At 58.5% G+C, this 10,997-nt stretch carries 7 protein-coding genes; 4 read left to right on the top strand and 3 right to left on the bottom strand.

Annotated features, from left to right (window positions below; genetic code table 11):
* Positions 1–344: 344 nt before the first annotated feature.
* Positions 345–1,691, bottom strand: coding sequence for an arylsulfotransferase family protein (locus tag H7850_RS16580; protein ID WP_227370591.1), 1,347 nt, complete (start codon positions 1,689–1,691; stop codon positions 345–347).
* Positions 1,692–1,928: 237 nt separating this feature from the next.
* On the opposite strand from H7850_RS16580, the gene H7850_RS16575 reads away from it, so the two are divergent.
* From H7850_RS16575 to H7850_RS16565, 3 genes are all read left to right on the top strand, one after another.
* On the top strand, positions 1,929–3,641 hold the full coding sequence (locus H7850_RS16575) for a SulP family inorganic anion transporter (RefSeq protein ID WP_227370590.1): 1,713 nt from the start codon (positions 1,929–1,931) through the stop codon (positions 3,639–3,641).
* A gap of 58 nt (positions 3,642–3,699) precedes the next feature.
* Complete coding sequence (locus H7850_RS16570; protein WP_227370589.1) at positions 3,700–5,061, top strand: nicotinate phosphoribosyltransferase; 1,362 nt, start codon at positions 3,700–3,702, stop codon at positions 5,059–5,061.
* Between the two features lie 104 nt (positions 5,062–5,165).
* Positions 5,166–7,208, top strand: coding sequence for a PhoX family protein (locus H7850_RS16565; RefSeq protein ID WP_227370588.1), 2,043 nt, complete (start codon positions 5,166–5,168; stop codon positions 7,206–7,208).
* 14 nt (positions 7,209–7,222) lie between these two features.
* Here the strand turns inward: H7850_RS16565 and H7850_RS16560 are convergent, their stop codons facing one another.
* Together H7850_RS16560 and cysQ are read right to left on the bottom strand one after the other, a co-directional pair.
* On the bottom strand, positions 7,223–7,627 hold the full coding sequence (locus H7850_RS16560) for a hypothetical protein (RefSeq protein ID WP_227370587.1): 405 nt from the start codon (positions 7,625–7,627) through the stop codon (positions 7,223–7,225).
* A gap of 207 nt (positions 7,628–7,834) precedes the next feature.
* Positions 7,835–8,662: a 3'(2'),5'-bisphosphate nucleotidase CysQ gene (gene cysQ / locus H7850_RS16555; protein WP_227370586.1), complete on the bottom strand. Its 828-nt coding sequence runs from the start codon at positions 8,660–8,662 to the stop codon at positions 7,835–7,837.
* A gap of 156 nt (positions 8,663–8,818) precedes the next feature.
* On the opposite strand from cysQ, the gene H7850_RS16550 reads away from it, so the two are divergent.
* Entirely contained in the window at positions 8,819–10,801 is a 1,983-nt protein-coding gene (locus tag H7850_RS16550) for an ATP-dependent DNA helicase RecQ (protein ID WP_227370659.1), read from the top strand.
* The last annotated feature ends 196 nt before the right edge of the window (positions 10,802–10,997 follow it).

Genomic DNA, 10,997 nt, shown 5'->3' with positions numbered 1-10,997 from the left:
CCGGCTCGCGACGAATCAGGACGATGGAGGCGGAACAGAATCCGACGAGTGTCTTGTTGGGCTTGCCTCACGCTGGTTCTGTTGGACCTGGGGTTGCGGGGATGGTGTAGTGGGTGTCGATTGCGGGAGCGATGAGGCTAAGCGCTCCTTACGCCGTCGTATCATGCGTCGTATCGGCCACATCAGAACGAAGAACAAGGCGATTCCGATCGCGGCAATGATGCCCCATAGGGCGCTCAATAGACTCAGCCCCGCACCAGGGCCCACATAGGCTTGAGCGGCGAAGGGAAAGACGACGCTTGCCGTCAATATCAAGGACGTAACAACTACTTTGTTTGAACGCATCATGATGAAGTTCTCCTGTTGGTATCGATAACGGCACGAAAATCCGCGCCGAGTTGTTCAGGAGCGATGCGCTGGGCCGATGAGACCACCGGGATGAACTGATCCTTGTCACCCCCTCGCACTGGATTGATGAACTCCCAGACGATGTCGCCTGCGGGCGTGACCTCGAACAACCGGCCGCCATCCGATTCGGTGATCAGGCGATTGTCGTTGGGCAAGGTTTCGATTGCACCGCGCAAGCCACTATCGAAGGGATGCTCATCGTTTCCAGTGTAATACCAGACAATGGCATTGCTCTGTGGGTTCACTTCCAATATTCGAGATCGATTCCCTTTTTCATAGTTGGCCAGATTGTCGAACAAGGTGAAGTTGCCGTTTTCCAGCACCCGGGCATAGTGCTGGCCCATCCATGACCCGCGAATCGCCCAGTTCATCTTGCTGGATTCGGGATCGACCAATGCGATTGCGCCAGGATGGCGAAACGACAGGATGACCTGCCCGGCCTTGCCTTCAGCCGGCGCAAAGGCCTCCGCCTGGGCCTGCTCGAGATACTCGACGCTATTGGTATGCATCGGATCCGCAATGCCGAAATGCGGCGTTGCATACAGCATCCCCGCATAGGGAGAGTCGAAAAACGCATGGAGCAATGATGTCTTGCTCAGCTCGTCACCACTGTCACCGTCGAGTTCCACCATATAGTCGTTGAGCCAAGGGGAAGGCAATTGAGGAAATTTTTTGATCTCCTCGTCGGTGAAATCATGGGTCAAGGTGACGATGCGCCCATCCGCGGCGATATCCAGATCGTGATGCACATGCGCCTTGTAGCTCCAGAGCAGCTGGGAATCGCGATCGATCTTGACCAGCCCGTATCCCCAGGGGGAGTCATTGGCGGCAATGTAGATGGCGATGAGATCGCCGTTGGGCAGCATGCGTGCCTTGCGCCAGTACATCAGATCGTCGGGGCGAGGCGTCCGACCACTGGGTGTTTCCTGCCACACCTCGCTAAAGGGCAACTCCCAGCGATGGGCCACATCGCCCTTCATGTCGATGAGTTGCGCGTAGGTGCCGTCTCCGGAGGTGTAAAGGGTGTAGCCTTGATACGCCTGCTCGGGATCGTTGATGGTGACGCCGCGCTCATCGGTACGCGCCGGTCGCCAGAGGTCGGTCTCGGTGTAAGGGTCGTCTATCGAGCGCTGAACGAGAAGCGCTCTGCCTGCCTGGTAGGCATTGTTGAGATAATCGTAAGGGAACACTTTGGCTAGTGCGATATAAGCGCCGCCAATGAATGCCAGCAAGGCAATGGCCATGAAGAACATGGCCAAGCCAAGGCGATCCGAATTGTGCATACTCTTTTCCTGAAAAAGCCCTAAAAAGGCCTTCAGTGTCCCACTGCATTTACAAACGCCGTTCTTTTCAAGACAGCATAAACAATCCTGTGGAAAGCGCGAACGTCGATACAATAAACATTCAACGCTTTCTTGTAGCAGCGGAGAACCTGGACGGCTTCTTGCACCCCTTGGGCCAACCCCTCATCATGCCTGGAAAAATGGATGTTCCCTCGTCACTCTCGTCGTGAGAAGTAGATGCTCAAGCGCTACCTGCCTATTGTTACCTGGCTACCGTATTATCAACGCAGTCTGTTCACTTACGACGTGATCGCGGGCCTGATCGTGATGGTCATGGTCATTCCCCAGTCCTTGGCCTACGCGCTCCTGGCAGGTTTGCCCGCCGTGGTGGGCCTGTACGCCAGTATTCTGCCGCTGTTGCTCTATGCGGTATTCGGCTCGAGCCGCACGCTGGCGGTGGGCCCGGTGGCGATCCTGGCCCTGATGACGGCAGCGGCGCTTTCCGGCATCGCCGCCCCGGGTTCCGCGGAGTATGTCGAGGCCGCTCTGATTCTGGCGTTTCTGTCTGGCCTCATGTTGAGCGTGATGGGATTACTGCGTCTGGGCTTTTTTGCCAACTTCCTGAGCCACCCGGTGATCTCCGGCTTTCTTACCGCTTCGGGCCTTTTGATCGCCGCCAGCCAGCTGGCCCATTTGCTGGGTATCGACTCGTCGGGTTTCACCCTACCCAAGCTGATCGGCAGCCTGATCCCGCATCTGAGTGACATCAATTTGCCTACCATTGCCGTCAGTGCCGCTACGCTGACGCTCTTGATCGTACTGCGACGCCATGGAGGCACCCTTCTGGCCAGAGTGGGGATGCCGAGCAAACCCGCCAACCTGATCACCCGAGCAGGCCCGGTCTATGCGGTGGCGTTGACAACGCTTGCCTGCTGGCACTTCGATCTCAGCTCGATGGGGGTGGCCGTGGTGGGCGAGATACCCAGCGGTTTACCGCCCTTGACGTTACCTACCTTTGACGCATCCCTCTGGCGCCAACTATGGGTGCCGGCGTTGTTGATCAGCGTGGTGGGGTTCGTGGAGTCTGTTTCCATGGGCCAGATGCTGGCGGCCAAACGACGCGAACGCATCTCTCCGGATCAGGAATTGATCGGCCTGGGCGCTTCCAATCTCGCCGCCGCTTTCACCGGCGGCATGCCGGTCACCGGAGGATTGTCACGTACCGTGATCAATTTCGATGCCGGCGCCCGCACGCCCATCGCGGGTGTCGTGGCAGCGCTGGGCATCACCCTGGTAACGCTTTTCTTTACACCGCTCATCGAATTTCTACCCATTGCCACCCTGGCCGCGGTCATCACGGTATCGATCCTGACCCTGGTGGACATTGATGCCCTGCGCCATACCTGGCGCTACTCCCGCAGCGACTTCGCCGCCCTGCTGGCCACCCTGGTATTGACCCTGCTGGAGGGGGTGGAAATTGGTATCCTCGCTGGTGTCGCCCTGTCGATTGCGCTATTTCTTTATCGCACCAGCCGCCCCCATAGCGCCCTGGTAGGCCGCGTACCTGGCACCGAGCATTTTCGCAACCTGGCTCGTCACCAGGTTGAAACCAGCGCGCAAGTGGCGCTTCTACGCATTGATGAAAGCCTTTATTTCGCCAACGCCCGCTATCTGGAAGATACCCTTTACGATCTGATCGCCACCCGCCCCGGCATCGATCACGTGGTATTGATCTGCTCCGCGGTCAACCTCATCGACGCCTCGGCGCTGGAAAGCCTCAAGGCGATCAACTCGCGTCTCAAGGACTCCCAGGTCACCCTGCATCTGGCGGAGGTCAAGGGGCCAGTGATGGACCGTCTGCAATACTCCGATCTCATCGAATCCCTGACCGGGCGTGTCTTTCTGAGCACCTATTCAGCTTGGAAGGAGTTGACCCAGCATGAGCGCTGACAAATAACACGCTAAGCTTTAGACGGACGACGCATCACTCGCAAGGAGCACTCCCCCGATGCCCCAAGAAGCACTGGTACAGACAGAAGATCTTGGTTTGCTGGTCGATCTCTACGAGCTGACCATGATTCAGGCCTATTGGGCCGAAAACATGAACGACACGGCGACCTTCAGCCTGTTTTTTCGCACCCTGCCACAAGGGCGCAATTACATGCTGGCCTGCGGGCAACAGCATGTGGCGCAGCTGGTCACCCAGCTGCGTTTCGGTGCAGAACAGATCGGCAAGCTGCGCGGCCTGGGGCTTTTCGATGACGACTTTCTCGAATGGCTGGCCGGTTTTCGTTTCAGCGGTGATATCCATGCGGTTCAGGAAGGGACACCGCTGTTCCCCCAGGAACCCCTGCTTGAGATCGAGGCGCCCCTTATCGAAGCGCAGCTGCTGGAAAGTCTGCTGATGAACTACGTGCATCTGGAAACGGTACTGGCCTCCAAGGCCACCCGACTGGTCAATGCCGCCCAAGGGCGCGGGGTGGTGGATTTCGGCATGCGCCGCATGCACGGCATCGACGCGGCGGTACGCGGTGTTCGCGCCTATCGTATTGCAGGCCTTGCCGGCACCAGCAATGTGCTGGGTGCCGTGACCCACGGCCTATCCGCTCAAGGCACCATGGCGCACAGCTATATTCAGGCCCACGACGACGAAGAGGAGGCGCTGATTGCCTTTGCACGCCGCTACCCTGGCACCACGCTGCTGGTGGATACCTATGACACCATTTCGGCGGTCAAGGGGTTGATTGCGCGCATGGCTCGCGATCCCGACTTGAACATTGGCGCCATCCGGCTCGATTCCGGGGATCTGGAACAGCTGGCCAAGACCTGCCGACAGCTACTCGACGACGCGGGTCACCAGAACATCAAGATCATCGTCAGCGGCGGGTTGAACGAACACAGCATCCGCGAACTGGTGGTCAACGGCGCGCCCATCGACGGTTTCGGCGTCGGCACGTCGCTAGGGGCTTCCAGCGATGCCCCTTCTCTGGAGCTTGCCTACAAGCTGACGGAATATGCCGGCGAGCCGCGCCTGAAGCACTCTCCCGGCAAGCATTCCCTGCCCGGTCGCAAGCAGATCTACCGGGAACAGCGCGAAGACGGCAGCTACCGCTGCGATCACTTGACCCTGCGGGATGAACAAGCCCCCGGCACTGCCCTGTTGCAGCCTATCGTGCTCCAGGGTGAATTTCAGGATGCGAACCTGGCCTCTCTCGACGCAGCGCGCGAGAGGAGCCTCGACGCCATCTCGCGGCTGCCCCCGGAGCTTCGCAGCCTGGTCGAAGCCCGCCCTTACAACGTGACCATCAGCGACAAGCTTGAGGCGCGCCGGCGTTTGGCGCAATCGCGTCTCGGTTTACCCGACAACTGACATCAACTTGTCATGTCGACGTCTCCATATCGTCATTCTCGCTCTCTAAGGTCATGGTCTGATCGGCTCGAAAAGCCTGTAAAATCACACCTCAAGGAGAGGACATGAGCGAATTCGACAACGAACCCAGCTACAACTCGAGTGACAACGAGCCATTTTCTTCCATCCTCGAACGCAATTGGTCGCGGCGCCATGTCATGCGAGGCGGCCTGGCCCTGGCCGCCTCGACTCTGTTCGGCAACCTGGGGTTGGTCCAGGCGGATTCCCCAGTCAACGACCCGACACGACCCTCCCCGTCTGCCGCAGCGCGCAACATCAAATTACGTTTCGAGCCTGTACCAGGCTCGAAGACCGACGCGGTGGTCGTCCCCAAGGGCTATACCGCGACGATACTCGCGCCCTGGGGTACGCCCTTGAATAGGCAAGCCAGCGCCTGGAAGAGTGACGGTAGTAACAGTGCACAGGACCAGGCCAATGCCGTGGGCATGCACCACGACGGCATGCACTTCTTCGCCATCGACGGGCGCTCCGACGACGGGCTGCTTCTGGTCAATAACGAATACATCGATCAGGACGCCTTGCACCCCAACGGGGCTACCCGTAACGAGATGGGCAAGCGTCCGGCGGACGAGGTACGCAAGGAAATCAACGCCCATGGCATCAGCGCGGTGCGCATTGTCAAGGAGAACGGCCAGTGGCACGTCCTCAGCGACGACCCGCTCAACCGCCGTTATACCAGCGCGACGGTCATGGATCTCGCCGGCCCCATGGCCGGCACCGACCACGTCAAGACTGCCTTTTCAAAGGATGGTACCCAGGCCCGGGGGACGAACAATAACTGCGGCAACGGCTACACGCCCTGGGGTACTTATCTAACCTGCGAAGAGAACTGGCCCGATATTTTCATCAATCGTGCCGAGACACTGCCGGCGGATCAGCAGCGCCTGGGGATGCCCACGGAGGAGTCCCGTTATGGCTGGGAAACCGCCGCCCAAGACGCCAGCGAGCGAGAGAGCGAATTCGCCCGCTTCGATCTGACTCCGCGTGGCGATGACGCTACTCAGGACTATCGCAACGAGGCCAGCACCTTCGGCTACATCGTCGAGATCGATCCTTTCGATGTGAAGCGCCGCGCCGTCAAGCGCACCGCCCTGGGTCGCTTCCGCCACGAAGGCTGCTGGCCAGGCAAGCTCGAACCGGGCAAGCCGGTGGTGTTCTACTCCGGCCATGACGCACGCTTCGAGTACATCTATAAATTCGTTTCCAAGGCCAACTGGGACCCTGCCGATGCCAATCCGAAAGATCGACTGGCCACCGGCGCCAAGTACATGGACAAGGGCACATTGTATGTCGCCTGCTTCAACGACGACGGCAGCGGCCAGTGGCTACCCCTGACCCCCGAGGCGCCCACCCAGCAGAATTACAGCACCCTGGGCAAGGAATTGGGCGAACTGCCGGAGATCATCCTCAACACCGCCCGGGCCGCCGATCTAGTGGGCGCCACGCCTATGGACCGGCCGGAATGGGGCAACGTGGATCCCGCCAGCGGCGACGTCTATATGACACTGACCAATAACGACAAACGCGAGATCGATCAGCTCAGCGCCCCCAACCCGCGCCCACGCAACGAAAACGGTCAGATCATTCGCTGGCGCGAGACTGGCGACAACAGTTTCCGCTGGACGATCTTCGTATTCGGCGCCAGCGCCAAGGCACCGGACACCATCAACCGCTCGGCACTCACCCAAGACAATCAGTTCGCAAGTCCGGACGGTCTGATGTTCGATCCTCGCGGCATCCTCTGGATTCAGACCGACAACAGCGATAACGCCGTCGCCGACTACACCAACGACCAGATGCTCGCGGTCATTCCTTCCCAGGTAACCAGTCGTGAGGGCTACGCGACGACGATCGACGAGCGCAGCCAAGAACTGCTCAAGCGTTTTCTGGTAGGGCCCAACGACTGCGAGATCACCGGCTTCGCCATGACGCCGGATCACACCTCGTTATTCATCAACGTACAGCATCCGGGCAACTGGCCCTATGACACTGACGCCACTCAGGCAGCACCGGGGGGAAGCAACGTGCGGCCACGCTCATCGACGATAGTGATCCAGCGAGAAGACAACGGCGAGATTGGCGTGTGAACGCCGGATAATTCTCAAGGCAGTTTAGTGGTAAACGGCATCGCTCCGCTTTCGATCATGCGGCGCTCTTCCTCGCTATCGACGAAGCGCACGCTGGTAGGATCGATGCCATAAAGCTCGGCGACCCTCAAGACCTCCGCCTGGTGCTCCGACCGAGCCGCGAGCTTCAGCTGGCGTCGGCTCGGGGTGATGCACTTCAGTACGCCCCAGATGACAAGCGCCAGAACTGCCAGATGCCCCGCGTACTCGGAAATGAAGCGCGACAACTCGACCCCGCTGGCGAACCAGCCTGTGAGGGTGATCATGAATGTAATGATCGCCCCCCAAACCGGGTTGGGTAGACCCAGAAAGCGGTTGGCGCTGAGCAGCGTCTTTTCATAATATCGCAGGGAATACGCCACGGGGGTTTTGGCGAACATTGGCGGCTCGATAAACGGTTTGCTTGAACCCAACAGTGTGCGCCGTTACAAGCCTCTTCAATCCATCAAAATACGGCTCTTGTATCCTGTAGTTTGTCCCCGTGACTGCATGAGTGCGCAGATTCATTACCTAATGATACAAAGATCTGCGTTATCGCTCACAAACTCTAGTTACGAAACAGGCGTGTAAAGCACTCGTCGCTATATTCATATCAGGGATACCGCGTTCTTGAGCGCTTTCACCCAGCGCTCGTCCGACCCCTTACAGACAATGAAAAAGGGATTTTTCAGGCTCTCTTTACGGTTATAGCGCAAGGGTTCCAACGTCCTGGCATCCAGCACATCGCCGCCTGCTGCCAGCACCACGCCGTGGGCGGCGGCAGTATCCCACTCGCAGGTGGGCGCCAGACGCGGATAGAGATCCGCCACACCCTCGGCGACCAGACACAGCTTCAAGGAACTGCCCATGCTGACCCGCTCGTGGCTCGGCAACTCACGGCAGAATGCCTCGAAGGCGGCAGCGCCATGGGAGCGGCTGCCAACGATCTTCCATCGCGTCTGTTCAGGGCTGGGTAGCACCCTGGCTTGAATATCATGGCTTTCGCCACCGGAGCGCTTGAACGCCCCTACCCCGGACTGCCCCCACCAGGTCTGCTGCAACGCCGGCGCCTGCACGATGCCAAAGACCGGCACGCCATTTTCGATAAGTGCCACGTTGATGGTGAATTCATCGCTGCGCTTGACGAACTCCTTGGTGCCATCGATGGGATCGATCAACCAGTAGCGAGTCCAGTGGCGGCGAACGTCATAGCTTGCCTGCTTCGCTTCTTCGGACAGCACCGGGGTATCAGGCAGCACCTCCTGCAATAGTGCAGTCAACAGCCGATTGGCGAGCAGATCGGCTTCGGTCAAGGGGCTGTTGTCCGCCTTGGTTTCGACGTCGAAATCCCGACGATAAACGTCCATTACCTGATGGCCGATTTCATCGACACCGTGTAGCAGTCGCTGGCGTTGCTGTTCATCGAGGGTTTGCATCGTTTCATCCTGTTATCTGAATCGGTTGCCTGAGCCGTCACCCGGGCTTGTCATTTTGCCATGTGGCCCAGTCTACGCGACCCGCGCCGCACTATCTCGGGCGTGCTATGGTTGTTGCGCTCTTATCAAGCAAGCGTCAGCGAGATTATCCCGAACATGATCGATCAGGCCATTCACAAGACCCTGCAGCAGACCTTCGGTTACGGCGACTTTCGCCCAGGGCAGGAAGCGGTGATTTCCGCCGTGGTGGCCGGCCAATCCGCCGCGGCCATCTTTCCCACCGGCTCCGGCAAGTCGCTATGCTACCAGCTGCCGGCACAGCATCTTGCGAATTTGACCCTGGTGGTCTCGCCCTTGCTTGCCTTGATGCAGGATCAGTTGGCCTTTCTGCAACGCCATGGAATTCCTGCCGCCAGCATCGATTCTGCCCAGACGCGGGATGAGGCCAGCGCCGTAATGAACGGTATCAAAGGCGGCGAGATCAAGATCCTGATGATCTCCGTGGAGCGTTTGAAGAACGAGCGTTTTCGACGCTTCATTGCCCAGGTGCCGATCTCGCTGTTGGTGGTCGACGAAGCCCATTGCATTTCCGAATGGGGCCACAACTTTCGCCCGGACTATCTCAAGCTGCCGGATTACCAGCGACAGTTCGGTATTCCTCAAGCGCTGCTGCTGACCGCCACTGCCACACCCAACGTCATTGCGGATATGCGAAGGCGCTTCGACATTGCCCCGGAGCATGTGGTTACCACCGGTTTCTACCGACCTAACCTCAATCTGCTGGTCGAACCGGTGGCAAGCAGTGACAAGCTCACACACCTGGCCAAATGGCTATTACCCCGGCTTAAAAACGATACGCCGCAGCCCAGCATCGTCTACGTCACCCTGCAGAAAACCGCGCAGCAGGTCGCAGCGTATCTGCAACGGCAAGGCCTTGTCGCTCAGGCCTACCACGCAGGCTTGCCCCATGAACAGCGCGACCATCTTCAGCAGCGCTTCATGGCTGGCGAGATTCCCTGCATCGTTGCAACCATTGCCTTCGGCATGGGTATCGACAAGAGCAACATTCGCAACGTGGTGCATTTCGATCTGCCCAAATCCATCGAAAACTACAGTCAGGAAATCGGCCGCGCCGGGCGGGACGGTGACCCATCGGAGTGTCTGGTACTGGCCAACCGGGACAGTCTCAATGTGCTGGAAAACTTCGTCTATGGCGATACCCCGGAGCCTTCAGGCATTACCACAGTGCTCGAAGAGATCGCCGCGGTCACCCGTCGTGGCGAAAATCAATGGGAGCTGATGCTCAACACCCTATCCCGGCAGAGCAACATTCGCCCGCTTCCCCTCAAGACGCTGCTGGTGCAGCTTGAGATGCGCAATCTCATTGCGCCCCGCTACGCCTATTACGCGGACTATCGATTCAAGTATCTGATCGAACCCGAGACGCTGGCATCCCATTTTGAAGGCGAGCGTTCCCGGTTCGTCGAGGCGATCCAGCATTGCGCTCCTAGGGCCAAGACCTGGTGCACTCTGGATTTCGAGGCGCTCTATCGGCATGGCATCGAACAGAATATCGATACCCGGCGCGAGCGCGTCATTACCGCGCTGGACTATTTTCAGGACAAGGGCTGGATTGCGCTTGAAAGCAAGCAGATGACGGACGTGTATGAGATACGCGCCGACCATAGGGATATGGCAACGCTGAGTGCCGACCTGCACGCCTACTTCACGGATCAGGAGCGCAACGAGATCCAGCGCATTCACGCCATGCTCGCGCTATTCGAGAATGATACCTGCTTGAGCCATCGTTTGGCCGCTTATTTCGGTGACGAACAGGCACCAAGAGTGTGCGGTCACTGCTCCGTGTGTCTAGGACAGGTGGCAATACTTCCCACTCCCCCGCCGTTGCCTGCTCTGGAAGACAAGAGCTTCACCGTCCTGTGCGGCGAATTCATCCAGCGCCATCAGGCGCTATGTGAAGGCCAGCCACCCGGTCCTGAGCGTTTGACGCATTTCCTATGCGGCCTGAGCATGCCGATCTTCACTCCGATGAAAGCGCGGAGCCTTGCCGGTTTTGCGCAGCTCGAAGCCTATCCCTATTCCGAGGTGCTGCGCTGGGTAGACGTCAAGTCGACCTAAACCTCAACCCCTCAAGGTGTCCCTCGTCGCACATTGCCAATAACTCAGGAATCAAATGAGCCTGCGAAGGCTCGTCAACCTATAATCGCCTGTTTTGCAATTAACAACAAACATCAAAAAAATACTAAAAATCACTTTATTATTAAAGAAAATTGCGACCTATCCGATTCTATCGATGAGCTCAAGATGAGCGTGA

Origin of the sequence: Halomonas sp. M20 (genome assembly GCF_020622265.1) — a bacterium.
Taxonomy (GTDB): Bacteria; Pseudomonadota; Gammaproteobacteria; order Pseudomonadales; family Halomonadaceae; genus Modicisalibacter.
This window is presented reverse-complemented; position numbering and strand designations above follow the sequence as displayed.